This window comes from Chitinophaga eiseniae (genome assembly GCF_012641265.1).
Taxonomy (GTDB): Bacteria; Bacteroidota; Bacteroidia; order Chitinophagales; family Chitinophagaceae; genus Chitinophaga; species Chitinophaga eiseniae_A.
In genome coordinates this window covers 102,233-125,305 of sequence record NZ_JABAHZ010000004.1, presented here as the reverse complement: position 1 = coordinate 125,305, position 23,073 = coordinate 102,233, and the positions used below count along the sequence as shown (strand labels likewise).

General features: G+C 44.6%; 19 protein-coding genes and 1 tRNA gene. 6 read left to right on the top strand and 14 right to left on the bottom strand.

Features of this window, described 5'->3' with window-relative positions:
* Positions 1–88 precede the first annotated feature (88 nt).
* Positions 89–1,564 (bottom strand): proline--tRNA ligase, encoded by a 1,476-nt coding sequence (gene proS, locus HGH91_RS17595; protein WP_168740119.1) that lies wholly within the window; start codon positions 1,562–1,564, stop codon positions 89–91.
* 284 nt (positions 1,565–1,848) lie between these two features.
* Between proS and HGH91_RS31105 the strand changes: the two genes are divergently transcribed.
* Both HGH91_RS31105 and HGH91_RS17585 read left to right on the top strand, forming a co-directional pair.
* Entirely contained in the window at positions 1,849–2,913 is a 1,065-nt protein-coding gene (locus HGH91_RS31105; protein ID WP_211092374.1) for a hypothetical protein, read from the top strand.
* A 158-nt stretch (positions 2,914–3,071) separates the two neighbouring features.
* Entirely contained in the window at positions 3,072–4,628 is a 1,557-nt protein-coding gene (locus HGH91_RS17585) for an OmpP1/FadL family transporter (RefSeq protein WP_168740118.1), read from the top strand.
* Between the two features lie 223 nt (positions 4,629–4,851).
* Here HGH91_RS17585 and miaA read toward each other — a convergent pair whose 3' ends face one another.
* The 5 genes from miaA to HGH91_RS17560 all read right to left on the bottom strand — a co-directional run bounded on the left by miaA (position 4,852) and on the right by HGH91_RS17560 (position 9,760).
* Entirely contained in the window at positions 4,852–5,751 is a 900-nt protein-coding gene (gene miaA / locus HGH91_RS17580) for a tRNA (adenosine(37)-N6)-dimethylallyltransferase MiaA (protein ID WP_168740117.1), read from the bottom strand.
* A 103-nt stretch (positions 5,752–5,854) separates the two neighbouring features.
* Positions 5,855–6,430, bottom strand: coding sequence for a plasmid pRiA4b ORF-3 family protein (locus tag HGH91_RS17575; RefSeq protein ID WP_145667945.1), 576 nt, complete (start codon positions 6,428–6,430; stop codon positions 5,855–5,857).
* A gap of 103 nt (positions 6,431–6,533) precedes the next feature.
* A complete protein-coding gene (locus tag HGH91_RS17570) occupies positions 6,534–7,970 on the bottom strand; it encodes a CCA tRNA nucleotidyltransferase (protein ID WP_168740116.1) in 1,437 nt (478 codons plus the stop codon).
* 68 nt (positions 7,971–8,038) lie between these two features.
* A complete protein-coding gene (locus HGH91_RS17565; RefSeq protein ID WP_168740115.1) occupies positions 8,039–8,605 on the bottom strand; it encodes an L-threonylcarbamoyladenylate synthase in 567 nt (188 codons plus the stop codon).
* Positions 8,606–8,620: 15 nt separating this feature from the next.
* The gene (locus tag HGH91_RS17560) at positions 8,621–9,760 is read right to left on the bottom strand and encodes a glycosyltransferase family 4 protein (protein WP_168740114.1); all 1,140 of its coding nucleotides are present in this window, start codon (positions 9,758–9,760) and stop codon (positions 8,621–8,623) included.
* 139 nt (positions 9,761–9,899) lie between these two features.
* Between HGH91_RS17560 and HGH91_RS17555 the strand changes: the two genes are divergently transcribed.
* From HGH91_RS17555 to HGH91_RS31645, 3 genes are all read left to right on the top strand, one after another.
* A complete protein-coding gene (locus HGH91_RS17555; RefSeq protein ID WP_145667933.1) occupies positions 9,900–10,712 on the top strand; it encodes a 2,3,4,5-tetrahydropyridine-2,6-dicarboxylate N-succinyltransferase in 813 nt (270 codons plus the stop codon).
* A gap of 130 nt (positions 10,713–10,842) precedes the next feature.
* Positions 10,843–10,926, top strand: a tRNA-Leu gene (locus HGH91_RS17550).
* A gap of 544 nt (positions 10,927–11,470) precedes the next feature.
* On the top strand, positions 11,471–11,719 hold the full coding sequence (locus HGH91_RS31645; protein ID WP_168740585.1) for a phage integrase SAM-like domain-containing protein: 249 nt from the start codon (positions 11,471–11,473) through the stop codon (positions 11,717–11,719).
* Positions 11,720–11,807: 88 nt separating this feature from the next.
* On the opposite strand, the gene HGH91_RS17540 is transcribed toward HGH91_RS31645, so the two are convergent.
* The 3 genes from HGH91_RS17540 to HGH91_RS17530 all read right to left on the bottom strand — a co-directional run bounded on the left by HGH91_RS17540 (position 11,808) and on the right by HGH91_RS17530 (position 13,591).
* Positions 11,808–12,173: an iron chaperone gene (locus HGH91_RS17540; RefSeq protein WP_168740113.1), complete on the bottom strand. Its 366-nt coding sequence runs from the start codon at positions 12,171–12,173 to the stop codon at positions 11,808–11,810.
* Positions 12,174–12,184: 11 nt separating this feature from the next.
* Positions 12,185–12,856: a DUF998 domain-containing protein gene (locus tag HGH91_RS17535; protein ID WP_168740112.1), complete on the bottom strand. Its 672-nt coding sequence runs from the start codon at positions 12,854–12,856 to the stop codon at positions 12,185–12,187.
* Positions 12,857–13,144: 288 nt separating this feature from the next.
* Entirely contained in the window at positions 13,145–13,591 is a 447-nt protein-coding gene (locus HGH91_RS17530) for a hypothetical protein (RefSeq protein WP_168740111.1), read from the bottom strand.
* 132 nt (positions 13,592–13,723) lie between these two features.
* On the opposite strand from HGH91_RS17530, the gene HGH91_RS17525 reads away from it, so the two are divergent.
* On the top strand, positions 13,724–14,263 hold the full coding sequence (locus HGH91_RS17525) for a prolyl-tRNA synthetase associated domain-containing protein (protein WP_168740110.1): 540 nt from the start codon (positions 13,724–13,726) through the stop codon (positions 14,261–14,263).
* Between the two features lie 149 nt (positions 14,264–14,412).
* Here HGH91_RS17525 and HGH91_RS17520 read toward each other — a convergent pair whose 3' ends face one another.
* The 5 genes from HGH91_RS17520 to HGH91_RS17500 are packed head-to-tail and all read right to left on the bottom strand — an operon-like array spanning position 14,413 to position 22,974.
* Entirely contained in the window at positions 14,413–15,546 is a 1,134-nt protein-coding gene (locus HGH91_RS17520; RefSeq protein ID WP_168740109.1) for a redoxin domain-containing protein, read from the bottom strand.
* Positions 15,547–15,565: 19 nt separating this feature from the next.
* Positions 15,566–17,164 (bottom strand): PKD-like family lipoprotein, encoded by a 1,599-nt coding sequence (locus tag HGH91_RS17515; RefSeq protein WP_168740108.1) that lies wholly within the window; start codon positions 17,162–17,164, stop codon positions 15,566–15,568.
* A gap of 23 nt (positions 17,165–17,187) precedes the next feature.
* Entirely contained in the window at positions 17,188–17,910 is a 723-nt protein-coding gene (locus HGH91_RS17510) for a DUF4843 domain-containing protein (protein ID WP_168740107.1), read from the bottom strand.
* A 39-nt stretch (positions 17,911–17,949) separates the two neighbouring features.
* Positions 17,950–19,440, bottom strand: a complete 1,491-nt coding sequence (locus tag HGH91_RS17505) for a RagB/SusD family nutrient uptake outer membrane protein (protein WP_168740106.1) — start codon at positions 19,438–19,440, stop codon at positions 17,950–17,952.
* Positions 19,441–19,497: 57 nt separating this feature from the next.
* Positions 19,498–22,974: a SusC/RagA family TonB-linked outer membrane protein gene (locus tag HGH91_RS17500; RefSeq protein ID WP_168740105.1), complete on the bottom strand. Its 3,477-nt coding sequence runs from the start codon at positions 22,972–22,974 to the stop codon at positions 19,498–19,500.
* Positions 22,975–23,073 lie beyond the last annotated feature (99 nt).

Sequence of the window (23,073 nt, the reverse complement as noted above, 5' to 3'; positions counted from 1 at the left end):
GAAAAGTTGTTTATTCCCCTACTGGCGTATTTTATTACAAGGAATATAGCCAATATAATAAAATACGCCCATAAGGGAATAAACGATCTTAATATGCTCTTGCGAACAACACCCTTTCTTTGGAAGGCTTACCGGTCAGGATACAGGTACCTGCTTCTTGCGGGTTATTCAGCGGGATGCAGCGAATGGTCGCTTTCGTGCGTTCTTTGATCTGTTCTTCTGTTTCGGCGGTACCGTCCCAGTGAGCAGATACAAAGCCACCTTTTCCATCCAGCACTTTCACCATTTCATCGAAGGTATCTACCCGGGTAATGTGGCTGTCGCGGTAAGTTTTAGCTTTATTAAAGAGGTTGAGTTGTATTTCGTCGAGCAGGTCTTTGATGCGGGCTGGTAGTCCGTCGAGCGACATGCTCATTTTTTCTTTTGTATCCCTGCGGGCCACTTCCACGCTATTATTTTCAAGATCTCTTGCACCGATGGCGATACGAACGGGAACACCTTTCATTTCGTATTCTGCGAATTTCCAACCTGGGCGGGAGTTGTCGGAGTCGTCGTATTTCACGATGATACCGGCGTTTCTCAGTTCTTTCACGATCACGTTCACCTTTTCATCGAGGCCGGCTTTCTGATCTGCGCCTTTATAGATAGGCACGATCACTACCTGGACAGGTGCTATTTTAGGTGGCAGTACCAGTCCTTCATCATCGCTGTGTACCATGATGAGTGCGCCGATGAGGCGGGTAGATACGCCCCAGGAGGTAGCCCATACGTGTTCCAGTTTATTTTCTTTATTGGAAAACTGTACATCGAAGGCTTTGGCGAAGTTTTGACCGAGGAAGTGGGAGGTACCGGCCTGTAAGGCTTTACCATCCTGCATGAGGGCTTCCACGCAATAGGTTTCTACTGCGCCGGCAAATCTTTCGCTGGGTGATTTCACGCCACGGATCACGGGAACGGCCATAAAGTTTTCTGCGAAGTCGGCGTATACGTCGAGCATCTGTTCTGTTTCCGCGATGGCTTCTTCCGCGGTAGCGTGGGCGGTGTGGCCTTCCTGCCAGAGGAATTCGGCGGTGCGGAGAAACAGGCGGGTGCGCATTTCCCAGCGCACTACGTTGGCCCATTGGTTAATGAGCAGCGGCAGATCGCGGTAAGATTGAATCCAGTCTTTATAAGTATTCCAGATAATAGTTTCGGACGTAGGGCGAACGATGAGTTCTTCTTCCAGTTTAGCTTCGGGGTCTACTACGACGCCGCCGCCATTTGGATCATTTTTCAGGCGGTAGTGTGTTACTACGGCGCATTCCTTTGCGAAGCCTTCTACGTGGGCGGCTTCCTTACTTAAAAAGCTTTTGGGGATGAACAGCGGGAAATATGCGTTCTGGTGGCCGGTTTCCTTGAATTTGCGATCCAGTACGTCGCGCATTGCTTCCCATAATGCAAAGCCGTATGGTTTAATCACCATACATCCCCGCACGGCAGAGTAGTCTGCCAGTCCGCCTTTCAATACCAGGTCGTTATACCATTTTGAATAGTCTTCCGAGCGGGCTGTAATCTCTTTACTCATAAAAATTATACCTATTTATATATCGTTAGTTCTAAACTAATTACGCATCAATTTATCCTGTCAAAAATAACTATCCCAGCCGGCTGATAAAGGCTGAATTGGCTTAGTTTTTGTCGAATTTTACGTAAGAAGAAAATGCCACAAACATAGATGAAAAACATAACTGTGCAAACAGTTATCACAAAATATTATATAGTCGTCTGTGTTATTGTAACTTTCTGACTATTAAATCCGTTAAAAAGAAGTAAATTTACTACACGAATCACGCTTAAAATATATTTCAAATGAAGCCTATATTATACATGGGACTGGCAGCATCGCTCGCGTTGGGGGCATGTTCCAGCACATATAAAACGGCTCAGACCCCGGATGATGTTTACTATTCTCCGCGTCAGCAGCAGCAGGGCTCCTATGCCTCCAACAACGGATCCAACGGCAACAGCCGCCAGGATGAGAATGATGGTACTTATGTAGAAGGTGTACAGGATGAAGGTACCTATGTGACCTATGACGATGACCAGGGCGATTACCAGCGTCGTTTAAACAGATTTGGCAGCAGTGGCAGCAGCTATTCCGGTGGTTACTGGGATGGTTACAATGCGGCGTCCAACATGTATTTCGGCAGCTATGGTATGGGCTGGGGCAGCGGATTTGGCTTAGGTTACAGTCCATACAGCAGCTTTTACGGTCCATCTCTGAGCCTGGGCTTAGGCTGGGGCTGGGGTGGCGGCTACTATAGCCCATGGGCTACCAGTTTTTATGGTGGTTGGGGGTATCCTTACATTGGCAGTTACTGGCCTTCTTACTACTATGGTGGCTACCCTTATTATGGTGGTGGTTATTGGGGCCATGGCGGTGGATACTGGGGACATGGTGGTGGTTATTACACCAGCCGTCCTTCTAACTCCTACGGCCCGGTAAGATCCAGCGGTGAAAGAATTCCAAGGGCCAGCTATACCAGCGGCGGCGGTGTGGTAGGCGGCAGCGGTAACGGCGGTTATTCCCGTCCTTCCCGCAGCGGTACTTTACAACCGGTGAATGGCAATGGTAACGGTGGTTATGTAAACCCATCAGGTGACAGACCCCGCAGAGTTTTCCAACAGAGCAACTCTGAAAGACCCGTTATTTCCCGTCCTTCCGGCAACTATAACAATTATCCAAGCAACAACAATAGCGGTGGTAATTATTCCCGTCCACAGCGTGTAGAATACAGCAGACCTGCACCTAGTCAGCCTAGCTACTCTCCTCCTTCCGGTGGTAGTGGTCGTGTTGGCGGCGGCGGAGGTGGTGGTAACTCCGGCGGTGGCGGAGGCGGTGGTTACAGCCGTCCTTCCAGAGGGGGCCGTTAATTAAAAACATTGACAAGATAAGCGTAGCCTAAAAACCTACGCTTATTTTTTGTCTCCATACAAGGTTTTGCCTATATAACCGTTATACAGACTGCAGTACGTGTTAGCAACTACAGCGTTTACCTGCAAGCAAATCTCATTTTTTAAGACCACAGATCATGATTAAAAGACTTTATCCTCTTTTAGGCGGCTTGTTTATTTCTGCAACAGCCCTCGCACAGAGCTCCAACGATGCATTGCTTTATTCGCCCTTACAACCTCATGGTACCGCCAGAACCCAGGCGTTAGGCGGAGCAGGCGTTGGCCTGGGAGGAGATTATTCATCCGCCCACATTAACCCGGCAGGTATTGCCGTATTTAAAACAGGAGAATTCCTGATTTCCGGGGCCGTCAATATCAATAACAATACTTCTACCTGGTTACCTAATCCGAATGGAGATAAGACAACCGGCAACCGGAGCAATTTCCAGGTGCCTAACATCGGGGTGATCTTTGCCACTAACAAAAACAGCGGCCGCAGTACCTGGAACAACATTACTTTTTCATTGGGTATGGACCGCCTGGCCAACTATAATAATCAAATTGCTATTGCAGGAAGGAATTCCAATTCCTCTTATTCCGATTCCTGGGTAGATGATATTTTCAGCGGCAACAAAGCTACCCAGGCCCTGGGTACTGACCTCGGCTTCAGCACCGGGCTGATTGCCGACTTCCAGCCAACGGGCGGAGGTAGTAAGGAACCGATGAGCTTAGCTTCTCCCAAAAGACAAATTGGGAACCTGCCATCTGTTGACCAGCGCGGTACGCTGAAAACAGAAGGTGGTTTGAACGAATATGTTTTTGCCATTGGCGGTAACTATGGCGATCGCCTGTACATTGGCGCCAGCCTGAACCTGCCCAGCATCAACTACAAGGAATCCCTCACCTGGTCGGAAGATGATGTAAGCAAAGCCCCGAACAACAATTTCTCTTACTTCGACTATTACAAAAACCTGAAACGTACTGGTTTGGGTATTGGCGGTAAAGTGGGTATTCTTTATAAAGTAACGGATCGTTTCAGAGTAGGGGGTACTTTTGTGACACCAACTTTCTATTCGCTTCATGATGCCATTACTTCTGAACTTTACTCTGATGTAGAAGATGGAAAAAAAGAAGTGAGCGCATTCTCTGTTGATCAAACCAATGGCTATGCTGTAGAAAGTGATTACAACTTTACCGCTCCGCTGCGTGCAGCTGCCGGCGCCTCCTACTTCTTTGGTAACCTGCAAGATCCGCGCAGCACACAGGGCTTTATCACGGCTGATTACGAGTTCGTAAACCAGGCCAGCGGTAAGTTCAGGATGAGTGATGATAAAGGCACCCAGAACCTGTTAAACAATAATATCAACGCTATTTACCGCTCTACTTCCAATTTACGTGCAGGCGCCGAACTGAAATTCATGTCGATGTACGCGGTGAGAGCCGGTTTTGCCTGGTATGCCAACCCCTATAGCAATGATGCTTACAATGCCGGTATAGATGCTTCCCGTAAAGTATATAGCGGTGGTGTAGGTTTCCGTAACAAGGGTTTTTATGCAGACGCTACTTACAGCTATACACAGGGTAACGACAGGTACCAGCCTTATACAGTATATGAAGCGTCGCTCAGTCCCAAGGCCGCCAGCCTGGATTATACGCGGAGCAATATTATGCTGACGATCGGGCTTAAATTCTAAGCAAGTTATTTCCAGGTAAATAAAAGGTCCGGGTACTTTATACCCGGACCTTCTTATTTACCTGGAGTTTGACATTATTCCATTTTTAAGCTCTTCACGGGATTTTCGGTAGCTGCACGGATGGTTTGAATTGTTCGCAAATGTAAGTTTCACACAAAGTTTTATAAGGAGCAAAGCAGCAAAGAATATTTGCAAGGCTTTGCTTCTTTGTCTCTTTGCGTGATTATAGCTGTTGTTGTATCCAGGTAACGATGTCTTTCACCTGGCGGGGGTCGAACCATTGGAAGGTGGGATCTTTCCTGAACCAGGTCAGTTGCCTTTTGGCGTATTGGCGGGTATGTGTTTTGATATCGTTGATGGCCTGATCGAGGGAGATATGTCCATCGAGGAACTGGAAGACTTCCTGGTATCCTACTGTGCGCAGTGCGTTATGTTCGCGGTAGGGAGCTACCGAACGTACTTCTTCCACGAGGCCGGCGTGGACCATCTGATCTACGCGGTAATGGATGTTGTGGTGCAGTTGTTCTTTGGGGAGGGTGATCCCTATTTTGATGATACGGAAATCGCGGGGTGTGCGGTTGGCCGTGCGGAAGGTGGTAATAGATTTTCCGGTAGCGTTGAGCACTTCCAGGGCGCGGATGAGGCGCTGTGGATTCTGGGTTTCTGCGATGGCATAGAAGCCTGGATCTCTTTCCTGGAGCTGTTGCTGGAGCCAGGCGATGCCGTGTTGAACAAATTGTTCGTTGAGATGGGTACGTATGCCGGGGGGAATAGCGGGCATATCGTCTATTCCTTCGGCGAAGGCCCTGATATAGAGGCCGGTGCCGCCGCACATAATGGCCACATCGTTCTGTTGAAATATTTCCCGGGTGTAGCCGAGGGCGAGTTTTTCGAAGATACCGGCGTTGATATCTTCTTTTATGCTGTGGGAATTAATGAAATAGTGTGGAACGGCCGCCAGTTCTTCGGGAGAGGGTTTTGCAGTACCGATGGTAATTTCGCGGTAGCACTGCCGGGAGTCGGCAGAGATTACGGCGGTATTGAACAGTTGTGCCAGCTGTATGGACAAGGCTGTTTTACCGGAAGCAGTGGGTCCTGCGATGACGATGACCGTTTTTTGCATATCTGATGAGCTGAAAAGTGACGGAGTTTTGAGCAGATGACCTGTAGCACAATGGCTGTTGGCATCTTCCCAAAACTCCGTTGTATCGTGTTGGATAAATTAACTAGAAACTGCTTTCTTCTTCTGCGCCGAATTCTTCACTATCGCCGCCCATGGCATCGCTTTCTTCTCCTTCTTCTCCGAAGCCATCGGCATCCATGCCTTCTTTATTGAGGTCGTATTTTTCCTCCATTTCTACCAGTTTGTCACCTACGAGGCCTTTGGTGCCATATTGACTGGGCGCGAGGCCTTCTTTACGTACGCAGGCGGGGTAGGTAATTTTGCTGTTTTCGTCTTTGGAAACACCGATCAGTTCTACGAGGAAAGACCAGTTTTTAGCGAAATCGTAGAGGTAAATAAATTTCTGGTTAGGATCTTTTACGGCGGCGGCGATCATGGTATCGGCCATGAGCAAGGGTTCGGCTTTACGGGGCTGGTTATCCAGTTCGAGGATAATTTCGCGGCCGCGTTGCCAGTTATCATTGCTACGGAAAAAAGTAGCTTTATGTTTTGAGTCAAATTCGAATGCCTGCAAAATAGCTTGGTGAAATAGTAAAAACGTCTGATTCGGCTTAATGGCAATGTCTCTGTAGACACTTTCATCTTCTTCCCAGTAAACTCTGAATTTCAAAACCGGCATGACAAAAAGGTTATATGTTAGATAATGTTTAAACAGGCCGCAGTGAGCGGTAGCCCCTATGCTGATGATTAGTTGTTATTATGGTTATGTAAAATTACCAATTTTATTTAACAGGGGTAAGATTCAATTCCCCGGCTTTTTCCAATAAAAAAGCATATGCTGCTTCGTATGTATTGGGGATATGGCCATCCAGGATAGCTTCTCTGATGGCATTTTTGAGATCACCTACTATTCTTCCGGGTTTCAGGCCGAAAGTTTCCATGATCATTTCACCAGTTACAGGAGGCTGCCAGTTGCGGATTTTGTCGCTTTCTTCCACTTCTTTGAGGCGTTTGCGTACCAGTTCAAAATTTTCCAGGTAACGTTTTACTTTGGTCCTGTTTTTTGAGGTGATATCTGCTTCGCAAAGCATCATGAGACTTTCAATATCATCGCCGGCGTCGAACAGCAATCTACGGATAGCCGAGTCTGTTATATTCTCTTTGGTGAGGCTGATAGGCCTGAGGTGCAGTTCTACCAGTTTTTTCACCAGTTTCATCTTATCGCCCAGCGGTAATTTAAGCCGGGTAAAGATACGGGTGACCATCTTCCCTCCCACCGCATCGTGGCCGTGAAATGTCCAGCCATGGCCTGGTTCAAATTTCTTGGTAGCAGGCTTACCGATATCGTGTAACAGTGCGGCCCATCTCAGCCAGAGATCGCGGGTATTTTCCGAGATATTATCTACGACCTGCAAGGTATGATAAAAATTATCTTTATGCCCTTTTCCCTCATACATCTCTACCCCCACCATATCGATCATTTGCGGGAAAATAATTTTGAGCAGGCCGGATTTATACAATAAGTCGAGGCCCACCGACGGTTTTGAGGAGAGCATGATCTTATTAAACTCATCGGTAATTCTTTCCTGGGAGATGATGCGGATACGTTCTGCATTGCTGCGGATAGCGGCGAAGGCGCTTTCTTCGATGGTAAACTGCAGCTGGGATGCGAAGCGGATGGCTCTCATCATGCGCAGAGGGTCATCGCTGAAAGTTTGCTCAGGCGCCAGGGGTGTACGAATCAGTTTTCTATCGAGGTCTGCGAGCCCTTCAAATGGGTCGAGCAGGGTACCATAATCTATATCTCTAAGGCTGATAGCCATGGCGTTGATCGTAAAATCGCGGCGGTTCTGGTCGTCCTGCAAGGTGCCCGCAGTCACTTCCGGGTTACGGGATTCCTGGCGGTAGCTTTCTTTGCGGGCGCCTACAAATTCTATTTCGAGGTCGTTCCACTTTACCTGGGCGGTGCCATAGGTTTTGAAGAAGCTAACGGGAATGTTGTCGCCCAGGCTTTGTCCAACTTTATGTGCGAGGGTGATTCCATCACCAACACACACGATGTCCATATCTTTAGTTTTCCTTCCCAACAGTTTGTCCCGCACAAAGCCCCCGATCAGATAGGCGGGTACACCCAGTTCATGGGCGGCCAAGGCTATCTTTTCCAGCACTTTTCTTTCCTGCAGGGAGCAGGGTATATCTAACGGTTTGCTGCTGATCATATAAATATATTCCTGTTAAGTTTGTTCCTTTCGCTGAAACCAGGGCGCAAATGTAATAAATAAACAATTTAATCCCGGATTATGGCGATAGAACCGTCTTTGTTTATCCGGATAATCCTGGACGGCGTAGCGGGTTCGGTATCGTCCTGGCGGTATTTTACGACGTAATCTACGCCATTCCGGATTTCTTCCGACACTTCCTTAAAAGAAGCCGGGGAAGGGGCTCCGCTGATATTGGCAGAGGTGGATACCAATGGTTTACGCAGTCTTTTAACCAGGTGGCGGCAGAAAGGATCTTTCACGATGCGGATAGCTACGCTGCCGTCTTCGCTGATGACGTTGGGTGCCAGGCCCAGGGCGCCTTCATAGATCACCGTGGTAGGGCGGGTAAAGCTTCCGATGATGTCGGCGATATCTGGCAGGGGGTTAGCGCTGTACTGCAGCAGATCGCGCACATCGGCCAGGAGGATCACCAGGCTTTTACTTTCGCTGCGTTTTTTCAGGGCAAATACTTTTTTCACCGCCGCTTCATCCGTGGCATCGCAGCCAATACCCCAGATGGTATCGGTGGGATAAAGGATTAGTCCGCCGCTGCGCAGCACCGGCATGGCCGCGCTGATATCGTCTTCAAACATTTTATCCGTTATTATTTATTGGTTATTTATTTTTTTATAGACTTCCATCATGGCGGCCGCGCATTTTTCCGGTGTAAACTGTTGCGCATGCTGCCAGCCTTTTTCCCGCATTTCCGCTACCAGCTGTGGATTGCCTGCTACTTCCTTCATAGCTTCCGCAATCGTTGCAGGGTCGAGTGGATTTACGTACAGGGCAGCATTGCCGGCAGTTTCCGCAAAGCAGGAGCCGTTAGATGTAATAACGGGCGTACGACTCCACAACGCCTCCAGGATGGGAATGCCGAATCCTTCGAATAAAGAAGGATAGATCAACGCCACCGCGCCCTGGTAGAGCAACGGCAACTCTTCATTCCGGAGCCTTGCCTTTTCATTCAGGAAAATCACCTGGCTGGTAAGTCCATTAGCTTCCAGGTAACTTTTCACCTTCTTTTTATAGCCGCTGCCACTGCCCAAAACCACCAATGGGATATCGAGTGTTCCTTTTAGTGTATTCATGGCCGTTACAATGCCCAGCAGGTTCTTTCGTTCGATTAACGAGCCCACATAGAGAAAATATTGAGACGGCAGCTGGTATTTAGTCACCATCGCGGCTATGTCGGCAGCGCTATGCGTTTCCGCAAAGGCAGGGTCACAGCTTTGGTACACCACATCAATTTTTTCCGCGGGGGTATGGTACCAGGTGATCAGGTCTTGTTTGGTTTGTTCGCTGATAGCCACCACCCTATCGGCATAGCGACAAGCATACTTTGCCTTGCGGCGGTAAGTGAGTACGTCGATCGGGTTATATTGTTCCGGGTATCTTTCGAAAATCAGGTCGTGCATGGTCACCACCGCGCGGATACCGCTTTTATGGATACCAAAGGGCAGCTCGTGACTGAGGCCATGAAAGATATTGATATGATAGCGTATCAGGTCTTTTACGATGAAGCGGCTGCGCCAGGCGGATTTAAACCAACGGTAAAGGGCGTGTGCCGGCGTCACCACTTTCAGGGCCGGCATATTGCGCAGGTCGTACATCGTTGTTTGCTTAGGCGCAAACAGAAGCCAGTCCTCCCCTGGAAAATCCTTTACCAGTGAAGATATTAACGTGCGACTGTAGTTGCCGAGACCTGTATTATTCTGGAATGCCCGTTTGGCGTCGAATCCTATTTTCATATAGCGCTATCAGACGAAAACGCGAAATTACGAATTACAGATGGCGATTTACGCATATCTGATAAGATTTCCCGAATTCCCCCCTTCCTGATTCGTAATTTTATTTTTTACGTATTATGTTTGCGGAAAATAAAAAAAGATGGAATTACAACAACAAATACTGGCTGCCTGGGCTGATCGCAGCCTCTTACAGGAAACCTCCTATACAGATGCGGTGAAAGCAGTAATAGAAGCAGTAGACAAGGGACATCTGAGAGTAGCTGAGCCTACGGCTAATGGCTGGCAGGTAAACGAGTGGGTGAAACAGGCCATTTTACTGTATTTTTCTATACAACCTATGGAAACAATGGAATTACCTCCATTTGAGTTCTATGATAAAATGAGATTGAAATCTAATTATAAAGACCTGGGTGTAAGAGTAGTGCCTCACGCGATTGCCCGCTATGGCGCTTATATCGCCAAAGGTTGTATCCTGATGCCTTCTTATGTAAACATCGGCGCCTTCGTAGACGAGGGTACCATGGTAGATACCTGGGCTACCGTAGGCTCTTGCGCACAGATCGGAAAACACGTGCATTTGAGTGGTGGTGTGGGTATCGGCGGCGTATTGGAACCCCTGCAAGCCAGCCCGGTAATCATTGAAGACGGCTGCTTCGTAGGTTCCCGTTGCATCGTAGTAGAAGGCGTAGTGGTAGAAAAAGAAGCTGTATTGGGCGCTAACGTAGTACTGACGCAGTCTACCAAAATCATTGACGTAAGCGGCAGCGAGCCAATTGAATACAAGGGCCGGGTACCAGCACGCAGCGTAGTGATTCCGGGTACCTATACCAAGAAGTTCCCTGCGGGCGAATACCAGGTATCCTGTGCACTGATTATTGGTCAGCGTAAAGCTTCCACTGATCTAAAAACCAGTCTGAATGACACTTTACGTGAGTTCAACGTAGCAGTATAAATCATTTTTCATATACTTAATCGCGCAGGGGTCATGCCTACTGCGCGATTTTTTTTGGCGGCTTGAAAAAAAATTTGGCAATTTTAGAAAAACGTGTACTTTTGCAATCCCTTAACGGGGACACTGCGATGCCCAGATGGCGAAATTGGTAGACGCACTGTGTTCAGGTCGCAGCGCTCGCAAGGGTGTGCTGGTTCGAATCCAGTTCTGGGCACGATAAAAGGTTGTAGACGATTGATCTACGACCTTTTTTATTTCCACGAGTGTCAAAAATCCACGCTTTTTAGTGCTTTCTCCCACTATTTACGACACTCAATTGACACTCACAATGACACTCACTTTGTTTGTGCTTCCTTACTGCATTGGAAGTAACATTATTCCCGAACATCTATTTACTGCCTTTATCTCTTTAATTACTTATGTCAGTTACGCAAACACCGAAATGTCGTATCTGACAAAGTTTCAAAAGAATATTTTTAAAAAATTCTTTTGTTCACATTTTCACAGCTTTTACCGGTTGCTAATGGTGTTGCCGGTAGGCTGGTTCTTTTTATCTGGCACGGCACATCTATTGAGCCTCTCCTTTTCTAACCTTAAAACAGTTAACCTATGAACATCGGAGAAAAGCTGAATAGAAAACGGGATAAAGTCTTTTACTTTTATGGCTATGGAAGGAAGCCTGGACAACGCCCCTCCACCGGAGTATTCACTTATGTCAACCCAAAGAATCCCGAACAGAAGAATTTCAATAGGGAAGCATTAATTCTTTTGCACATTTTAAGGCTTTCCTTGGAAAGGACTTCATTTCACCAGTTGAGATTACCGAAAATATATGTAAGCGTTTTAGGCGTTATCTTTTAGATAAATTCAATGGTGACACGCCATCCAATTACTATTCCCGGTTTAAGTGGGTAATAAAGGCAGCTACAACGGACAAATATTTTATCACCAATCCCACAGAAGAAGTACCAGCGCAGAGTAATCTAAAACATAACAGGTTTACATGATTTGAGTTTTTTATGATAACCGTTATGCTATGTCATTCGAAGCCGAAACCGAAACCATATTGATGTTAATGGTTGATGTTATTACTGGTTATGAAATTTGCTTTTTCTTAAATTGAATAATTTCAATGATTAATTTTTCTGGCAATGGTTGATTGTTGGGAAACTGTACGGATGCTTTGCCTACGACATATTCCGATAACTCTTTTGCAAAGTTTTGCAAAATCCCTGTTCCTACATAAAATCCTGCAAACTTTTTATACCCAGCAATCATAATTTGCTTGTCTCGTTTGCCGCCTTTTACTAAAGCGTAGGCTGGAATATCATAATTAATTAACTCTTCCGCATTGGGAGCAGTTTTTAAAATTATTTTCTTTAAAGCAAGTAATGTTTTTTGGGTATCTTCAGGTTGCTTTGCAAAATACTCTGCAACTGTTTTAAATTTTGATGTTGCCATGATTGCTAACTTTAATTGTGATTTGATTTTTGAATTCTAATAAGTTGTATGTTTAAGATTATTAGCCATACCAAATAAGTTAAAAAAAGTAAACGAGGTGGATAGCCTAATGGGACATCGGGTCCATATGCGTAGTCGCCTTTTGGTATTACATAAATAGAGAGATGAATAATAAAACCGACTAAGCCAAGTAATGGTATAACTGAAGTCCATATCAAAACTTTCTTTGCCGCAGCCCATGATTTATTTTTTAAAGCAATGCTTATGTTAATCAATAACGCAGCAATTGGAAAAAGAAACAAACCTGCCATACCTGAAAACATGTGAATTAAACCTGTTGTTGATATTTTATCAGGTGCAGTCGTTAAAGGGTCGGTGGTAAACACTCCAACACAAAAAGTTCCTGCACAGCAGATAAATAAAATGACCAATCCAAGTTTTCCAAAAAATCCTTTTACATGCGATTTAATGTTAAATAGCAATATTCCATAACTGAATGATGAAATAATAAATGCTAAAGACATCATCCATCCATAAGAACCAATGGCGTATTCACTTAATGGATGCCAATATGGGTCTAAGTCCGGTCTAATGAAAATTAATACACTTATTAAAAGATGATAAGTCATTGCTGCTGCTATGGAAAGTTTTGCCAAAACAATAGCGGTTTCTTTATTTATCATTTTCTTGAAATTTAGGATGTAAAGATGCACAAGTATGATAAATCGAAGGCTGTGCAAACACGCCATACATAGGGTGTTTTGCGACATTTTCGTCTGATAAGTTTGTAGAGGGCAGTTACAGTGTTGGCTTACTTATTAATAAGTGCAATAAATAGTACAACATATTAAAAATATTCCGTATTTCTTTGGGATGCCAATAAAAGACGGTCGGAAACTAAGCAAGTTCTGGGCACAAAAACAAAAAAACCGCTCTTGGAGCGGTTTTTTTGTTTACAGTATTTTCTGCAGCTATCCCCTTCCTGCTTTCAACCGAATTCTCTTCATCGCAAACATCCACGCCATGAATATTGCAATAGTCAAAGTCAGCAGGGCTTCGATGACGGCATTCCAGGCATGTTCCAGGATGTGATTTACCTGATAAATAATGAGTAGATAGATCCAATTGATCACACTTGTCAATAAAGCGTATTTAATTCCTATCCAAATATGATTTTTGTTACGGATTAAGATATCCCTTCCCGCGTATCTGCCTAAAAAATAAGTAGTGCTAAACAGAAGTATAAAAAAAGTAACAACAAATATATTTGCCTGGGCTGCTATAAAGAAAATCAGGTCATTGGCCAAGTCTCCCCCAGTACCCATCATCAGCCAGAAAATTTCTAAAACAATGACGGCAAATAATACCGCAACAAAGGCAGATTTTCCTCCAATCTGTTTAGCAGCCTTAGATTCCATAGAAAGAATTAAATAAGATCCACACAAATGTGGAAGTTAGCTAAAAATATTGGTAGTTGTAACCACCGCTTATTCGTTCTCTCTTTTAAATTCGTACATTAATAACAAATTATACCTAAACCCGTTTCATAAATGATTTACGTAAGCGAACCTAAAACCACCGCTCCTGTTACCTTCAAAACACCTTTACAGGAAATGGTTTATGATACATTAGAAAAATTAGCCGTGCCATTTGAACGGGTAGATAACGACGAAGCGATCACGATGGAGGACTGTATCCGGATTAATGAGCGGCTGGATATGAAAACAGTCAAAACGTTATTTCTCTGTAACCGGCAGCAAACCAGTTTCTATCTGTTTGTTACCACTGCTGATAAGCCATTTAAAACGAAAGACCTCAGCGCCGCATTGGGCATCTCACGGCTGTCGTTTGCGCCGGTGGAGTTGCTGGATAGCATGTTGGGCACCTCGGTTGGAGCGACTACTATCTTCGGGATTATGCTGGATAAAGCGCGTCAGATACAAGTGATTATTGACAAAGATATTTTGTTGGAAGAATGGTATGGCTGCAGCGACGGTACCACCACGGGTTATATGAAGGTACCCATGGATTGGGTAATGCATCACTTCCTGGAGCACGCGGACCATCCACCAAAGATTATTGAGCTCTAATCCAGTATATTTTAGCACCATTTTGGTGGTAAATGGACCTGGATAATGTATAGGAGGCGCTTCAAGATATCTTTGAGGCGCCTCCCATTTGGTTCTTAGCAAAAAATACCTCTTTGACCGGCTGTTGACTTAGAGGCTACGCATTGCTTTTACGACTTAAACAACTCAGCCAGTTTTTTCTCCAACTCTTTACCTCTCAAATTTTTTGCAATTATTTTACCGCTGGGGTCTATCAGGAAATTCTGAGGTATTGACCTGATGCCATACATTCTACCAACTTCATTCTCCCAACCTTTCAGATCAGACACCTGCTGCCACGTCAGGCCGTCGTGTTTGATAGCATTTAGCCAATTATTCCGGGATTTTTCATCATCCAGTGAAACGCCCAGAATCTCGAAACCTTTACTATGATACGTGGAATAAGCCGCTACCACGTTGGGATTTTCCGCGCGGCAAGGACCACACCAGGAAGCCCAAAAATCAATCAATACATATTTGCCTCTGAAACTGGTCAGTGCTATAGGCTTTCCCGTGGTGTCATTTTGCGCAAATTCAGGTGCAGAAGCTCCAACCGATGTTGCCTTCATAATAGCCAGGGTTTGCGCATAGTTCTTTCCTGCATTGCACTGCTTTACCTTATCGGAAAAAGATTCATATAAAGGCATTAAAACACTGTAATCACCGGCTGAGCCACCAAATTTCTTCAACGCATCAAGCCCGACTATAGATTGGGTATGCATCTTAATAAAACTTAAATAAGCCTCTTTTTCCTCGTCTATAATGGCAGCGTATCTCTTATCCAGCACCGCGCGTACTGCAGAATCACCTTGCTTATCTTTAGGTAACGCATAATACGCTGCCATGAAAGTCTCCATTTTTTGGGCTGAAGGCTTTAATGCCGCCAATAGCTCATCTTGCTCCTTATTGATTGCTGATCCCGCTGTTGTGGCGCCGGGTAATGAATCTTTGCTGCTGATTTTTACGCTACCTGGTTCCAGGTAAATTGTTCTCTGATCTATTCCCTTGCCTCTCATACCTGATCCTAAATAATTGACAGTAAGGAGTGCCTGCCTGGCTTCATCGATGCTTCCATTGAATACGAATTTACCCTGTTCTATCATGCAGGAATCTGTAACGGCATGATCCGCTGCGCGATAATTCAGATACGCCATAGCTGGCTTTGTTATTTCTTTTTTAAGGCTTCCCTTCACGGTGAACTTCCCTTGCTGAGCAAATACCGCACATGGCACCATCATTCCTAATAGAAAAAAATTTACTCTCATTTTTCTTTCATTTTTAAATTTATAAAGACTGTAAGCTGAATGCTGTTATTTTTCCAAATCCACTATAAGTTCTAATGTAATCTGGGTTAGTTACCAGGCCACCTATACCTAATATTTCAAGCGGTATGGCGATAATTTTACCCTCTTTTGTAGCGTCGTTGTAAGTACTTAGCAGCAATAACCGGTTAGCCGATGAAAATACCATTCGCTGGCTCCAGTCGCTCGGTGCATTGGGATTAGGGAGGTACATGCTGCCACCTCCTGTATACATTTTCATCCCTGTTATTTTTTCACCATTGCCAGTAGTATATCTTAACATGGTAGTACTGGGACTGCCCAGCTCCAAGGTGGTAGCGTAAACGTGATTCTCTGTTGCATAAAATAGCACCTGTTCTGCATTGGAGCAGGTATAAAATTTAGCCTGTGCTATTTCAGGGCTATTACTCAGATCATTTGCCATGATCCCCATTTTTCCATTAAGGGGATCTGTCAACTTTATCTGATAGACAAAAAATTGATCCTGATCCCTTGTTTTCATAATGGCAATGATTCTTTGATCATATCCTTCTATCATTTGCAAACAGGTTTTATTCCCCATATTATTGGGATCGAAAGCCGGTGCAGGATCTGAAAAGTCTGTTGGAGAAAAGCTCATCAACGGGTTACTCATTAATACCATGCGTGGCAACAATAAAAACCGGTTATTCTTTTCATCATATAATGCGCCCGCCGTTTTCAGGTAATATACAGGATCCTGGAGCCCACAGATTTTCTGGCAACTATATCCCAACGCATCCGGCGCCAGGAAAGAATATCCAAATTGCCTGGTTTCTCCATAACGACCATATGCTTTTCCGTTATTGATAATATACTGGTGTTGATTGGTTTTTATGGCCGTTTGAATTTCATTTGGTTGAATCACCCCGGGAGCCAGTACGAACAAGTCATTATCCTTACCGGTCAATTGGTATGAGTTAGGATTAATTCTAACAAATGAATGATCGGTTAGAAAAGTAATATCCTTGGTACTGTTATAACGCATGTAGTTGACTTGTTTCACCAGGCCATCCAGTTTCTGATTACCATTGGCGCGGCTATAAGCGTTCTGAAAGATCCTGGTTGTAGCGCTATCCGTTGGCAGGCCTGACGTAAAATTGAATGCCATAATAAGATTCGCATCTGAGGTAGTACCATCTTTGGTATCCGCTACTATCAGGCCCTGCCCGAAAGGAGAAATAACCTGTAAAGACCAGGTTAAAACTGATTTCAGATTTGTTGTGGTGTCTGTTACCCTTAAAATTAACGTATAGGGGGTGGGATCAGGGTTTTCTATAATCGCAGTACTCAGCCGCCTGGTTGTTCCCACTACCCTTTCGTATCCGCCGTAGGCATCAATCGTCCATTGGTACTTCAAACGGCCGGAATCCATTCCTTCCTGGGTAACCTTAGGCATAAGCTGCAGCGTGTCAAACTGATATTGTATCAATTGTGCTTTCAGGCCGGTGGTATCTATCACAATCGGGGTGATCTTGCGGGTATTAAAAGTAGATCTATCCTTTACACAGGATACCCCGAGTAGTGCGACAGATATGAGCATATAGTAAGATAGTTTCTTCACTGTAGTAATTTTGAAGTTAAAAATCAGGGCATCGATACCAGCTGTCCTTTATAAATGCCATCATCATGCGTGAGCGGATTATCTGGGTTTGCCGCATTATATGACTGGAGCGCTTCTTTTACCTGTAAGGTATAGGCCTGTATCTGAGGTTGAGTCATGTTCCACGTTGCGGGATCTGTTCTGGCTAATGTGGGTGAATAAGGGAAAGAAGATCTTCCGGTTGTCTTGATAATAAATTTATACCATGCCGTGGAGAAAGGCGTTCCAAAATAGTAGCGCAACCAGTTCCAGTTAATGGGTTGAATGATCTTGCCTGTCCAGCTAAGCTGGATAGTAGCATTGGGCATGGTATCCAGCGTTGAAGATGGCGTCAGGACAAGTTTCAATTTTATAATGGATGTATCGATAGTTACATTCCGCTTCAATACGATGGGAATCGTACCGTTAACGCTATTCTTAGGTAGCGTCCCCTGTTTTAGTTCATACCAGTCCTTATTAGCTGTAGTATTTGTATCATTTATCACCTGCATGGTAAATGACCTGTCGTAATCCTTCAACGCGCCGGAAAGTTTAACCGGTAGATAGATAACCCTGGATGTAGAATCCAGGTCTGTCATAAAGGAATAGGAATACGTGGTAAGTGTGAAATATAGTGAAGGATCCGTATCCTGGTATAATTTTATTTGCTCTTTCTTGCAGGCAGCTATCAGTATAATACCTGCCAGCGCAATTAATAATCTTTTCATTATGATCTTTTTAATCATTGTAAAACAAGTATCAATCAACTATTGTCCACTGCTCATATCGCGTTCGAGCTGAGGTATGGGTAAAACATAGATAGATTTATCCATCACTTTGGCTGTTCCCGGGATACTGATATTTCCCCTCCTTTTATAGAAATAAAATAACTGTCCTTCACTTACAAACTCTTTTCTATACTCTCTTTGAATTTCAGCCGCTACATCTGGTTTTGTAAGTGTATCCGTCAGCTTATAAAAGATGGAAATTCCCCTGTTGGTTCTTACCGTATTTAGATAGCTAACCGCCGTTACCGGATCATTTTTTTCATTATAACACTCCGCCATGATATAATACATCTCGGGCAGGGTGATAACGGGCATCCTGTCCTTAAATGATGAATTGGGCACGTAGGTAAACTTCAGAAGGAGATAATTGGTGGATGATATTTTTTTATACAATTCTTTATAACGATAATCGGATAACGACATACCCGGCTTGGTATTTATCTCATAAAGGTCATTAGCCACTGTTCCGCTATGCGCCAGTTGACTGTAGTTTGTATTCAAGCCATCCGCCGCAAACTGATCGATATAGGGCTTTATGAAATCGTACATATTTTGTACGTTCAATGAAAAGATATGCTCTGTACTGAAGGCGTAATCTTTATTTACCGGGTTAGGGTCATTGATAGTACCTCCATTAAATGTAACGAGGTAACCCTGCCCTTTGGTAATCACCTCCTGGGCAGCCGCCATAGCATTGTCATACTCGCCCAGCCACAGGTACACCCTGGCCTGGGTTGCTCTGACAGCGAAATAGTTGAACCTCATTTTCCTGTTATCATAGAAATGATCTGCATTTGGAATGTCTATACCATTTTTTGTGCCCTGCGTAATACTTACAGAATCATATTTCGCCATCAAATCTGCTGCACGGGAAAGATCATATTTAACGGAATCCAGAAATGCCCTCCCGGTAACCGGAGGTGTGATTTTCTTGGAATAGCTGTTCGCATAGGGAAGTATCTTATTATCCAGGCCAGCCGGATCACTTACCAGGTTGCCATAGCCAAAAAGCCGGTATAGATCGAAATGCAGGAAAGCCCTCAGCCCCAATGCTTCTCCTTTTATCAAAGCATAGTTGGCAGGGTTCATCATGCTTTTCTTATCATCGATGGTGTTGATGATATTGTTCAGATTGGCAATCGCATTATAATTAGTGCTCCATATATTATCTTTTTTGGGGACTACAGACGCATGATCATACTGATACAAAGCAGCATAATAATAAGGGTGAGTCGATCCGGGTATTGCGTATTGCTGAGCCAGTGCATCCACCAATCCGACAGTGCTTTCAAAGCCGTAGGCGTTGGTGGACGTCATTAGCAGATAAGCGCCCATCAAGGCATCCTTATACCCCTGCTCCGATTTAAATAGCTCAGTAGAAGATATTTCGGACTTCGGTGTTACTGACAGCCATTTTTTGCACGAACAAAGGCTGCAAATAGCTATAGCTAAAGCTAAAATTCGTTTCATAACAGTTGGTTTAAACTTCATACAATAAAAGCATCTTAAACAACAGGATCCGAGACACTAAAAAGTGGCCGATAGTGAAAAAGAAAACTTCCTGGAAAATGGATAATCTGTTCCACGTTCAACAGGTATAGACGAGAGGGTAAACAGATCGTTGGTATAAAATGCACAACGCAACCGCTGTAAACCCATTTGCTTCACAAAGGCCCATCTGTAGAAGTCGTAGGTAAAGCTCAGCGATGCCAGCGACAGTTCATTCCTGTCCATTACAAAGCGGTCGCTAGGTTGGGTGCGGATAAACTTTCTTGTCCAGGAGCCATCAGGGTTTTGAATTTCCACAGAGCCCAGCGCTTTAAACGGCTTTACATCGCCGGGTTGGTGCCAGGTACTGTTTAACACCCGTTTATCGACGTTATAGCTCATGTCCACATTTTCTACACGATCTACCAAAGTCTGGTTGTATAGCTGACCTCCGCATAAAAATGTGAAATAGGCATTCATGCCAAATCCGCGATATTCACCGTTCAACCCGAATGTTCCGGACACTTTCGGCATTTTATCTCCCACCACTACCTGATCCGTCCCTGAATAGGTATAGGTTTTGACACCATTCTTTGTCAGATATATTTCCTGACCATTAGCAGGATCAATACCGAGTGACCTCACGGCCCAAATGGCATCCATGGACACGCCATTATAGTATTTGACAACAGGCGTGTTATTAAAACGGTCTTCCGCCATCTTATTCTGCTGCTGGTTGTAGGCATCCAGCGCGTTGGAAATAGATACGATGGTATTTTTGTTATGTATGGCCGATGCAGTTACGGAAAAATAGGACCTGTTTCTGGTATCTGAATAAATAGTGTATGACAGCATCGCTTCCAGTCCAATATTCCGGATCTTTCCGAGGTTCTCCTTTACACTGAAAAACCCGGTGGATGGCGGCAGTGTAAAATCTACCAGGGTGTTTTGCGTAATGCTCTGGTAATAGTCCAACCGTCCGGTGAATCTCTTCCGGATGTTGAAATCAATACCCACGTTGTAATCCATTTTCTGTTGCCATCTGAGGTCCGGATTGGCCAATCCTTTTAAATATGCCCCCAGGTAGCCCTGGTATATCTTATCCTGGAAGTAGGTATAGGTGGCGAGCGATTGATAGGAACTAAAATTCTGCGACCCTGTTGAACCAACGGATGCACGGAGTTTCAACCGGTCAAATATATTCAGGTTCTCTATCCATTTTTCATTCTGGATATTCCACCCCAGCCCAGTACTCCAGAATGATCCCCAGCGGTGGTTTTCACCAAACTGAGACGAAGCGCTGGTTCTGAAAGAAGCATCAGCAAAGAAACGATTATCGAACGAGTAGCTGGCTATGGACAAAAATCCGAGGTCTCTTGTAGTACCTTCACTTCCGGTGGGCCGGTTCGCATATTTGCTATATTGTTTGGCAAACAAAATATCGTTCATCCGGTCGTTTGGAAAGCCCTCGGCACTGTAAGCCACTTCCTCAAAGCTACGTTCGCTTACATTAGCACCAACGTTCAGAAATAACAAATGTTTATCACCCAGTGGCTTGTTATAGTTCACGTTGAAATCCCCGGTGTATCTCACCTGCGCGCCTTCATTTCTCTGGTAGGAACCTTTTCTGAAAAAATCATCTCCGGTATAATTCTGGAATTTTAAATGGTTGGCGGGATAAAACTGATCCGCCTGGTTTTTTGTGCTGGTAAAACTTCCTCTCAATAGCATTTTCAGGCCAGTCATCAGGTTCACTTCTGTATAAAAATTATCGATAAACTCTGTATAGTTATTTGTCAGTTTGGTATTGAGTGTAGAATTATATAGCGGATTCGGCGCATAAAAATTTGAAATAGAAGTGCTGCCCACGTAAGGAACAATCCCGGTTTCAGCATTTTGTTTCAGGTTACCAAATTCATCATAGGGCGTCCAGTAAGGATTCATTTTAGCGTACTCACCAAATGTGCCATAGGGAGAATCATTACTTTTACCATCCGTAAAGCTGAGGATGTTCCTGAACAGGAAATTTTTATACCGGTACGATAACGTAGCAGAAGTTGCAAACACATTCCTGGCGGATCCCTTCATGACGCCGGCAATATTGTTGTAAGAAAAATCGGCAAACAGTTTCAGATCCCGCTCACCCAATTCAACAGAGATTCCATGTTTTTGTCCCAGTCCATTGCGGAGTGGTTTGGACATCCAGTCGGTATTAACGCCGGAAAGCACTGCCTGCAGGCGTTGGTTGTACTGCTGATCGAGCTGTAGCTGAGTTTGATAGTTAGGCGGATAATCTGAAATCTGGGAATACATGCCGTATATTCTTTCTGCTTCCAGTTTTTCAGCCGAATTAGCCAGATTATAGCTCGATAAATCAGGCGTTTCGATGTCCACGCTTCCATTATAGGTGATGATCGCCTTATTGCCCGTATTTTTCTTCGTTTCAATTACCACTACGCCATTGGCCGCCTTTGCGCCATAAATAGCTTTTGCGGAGGCATCTTTTAAAATAGTGATCGTCTCTATCCTGTTCATATCCAGGTCCACGACCTTAGTTAAACTGACCTCAAAACCATCCAGGATAAACAGTGGCTGATTGGGGTTGTTACCGTAGTCTCCTTTTAAATTCGTGGTGGCAGCTCCCTGGGGAAAGGAAGAATTTCCCCTGAGCATCATATCGGGTAGCTTATTGGGGTCGGAACCAGCAGTAAGATTACTAAATATCATTAAGGAAGGTTCCAGTACTTTAAGGCTTTGAATAACATTCTTGTTACTTACCCTGGCAAGATCTTCCCTGGTAATTGTAGTGGCGGCACCGGTAAAACTATTGGCATTCCTGTTGACGATACCTGTATTCACTACGACTTCCGACAGGCTGGAGATATTTTTTTCCAGGACTATTTCCATTATTTTCCTGATATCCTGTACGGTAACCGATTGTGATTTAAACCCAATATTAGTGATGATCAGCACAGATCCTTCTCTCACACCACCGAGTCTAAACGCTCCTCTTTCATTAGTCACCGCTGCCTGCTTAGAATTTTTTATCGCGATAGTAGTACCTATCAACGGTTCCCCCTTGTCATTCCTGACAAAACCGGAAATAGTGCCAGTATCTGTTCTGTTGTCTGCCATTACATTTCCGGAAGGATGGGGCGAGGAGTTTTGAATCAGCATGATCGTTTTACTCTTTATCTCACAGGAAAATGGCTGATCTTTGGATATCATGCCTAAAAACTCCTGCAGCGGAACATCCTGTGCCGAAAGGGAGACCGCCTTGCCGGATTTTAAAAGATCGGTATTACCAAAAACAAGGTACCCGGTTTGCTTTTTGATAGTGGCAAAGACATGTTTTAAAGAGATATCCTTCCCGGAAAGCGTAATAGTCTGAGCCCGGCTGCCCACAGCCTGCACGCTGAGAAAAGCTGCAGTCAATAAAAAAACAGTTAATTTCATCGCCATCCAAAGTGTTTTCCCGGTGAAACGATGTAGTCCCGTCTTTCGACTTCGTGTCATCGTGAGCATAGTTTTCAGGAGAGTGCAGCAGCAGTATAGCCTGTCATATAAGGCAATAGAAGTCCACCTGCTCCATTTCGCAGTTTTTTGCATACTTTG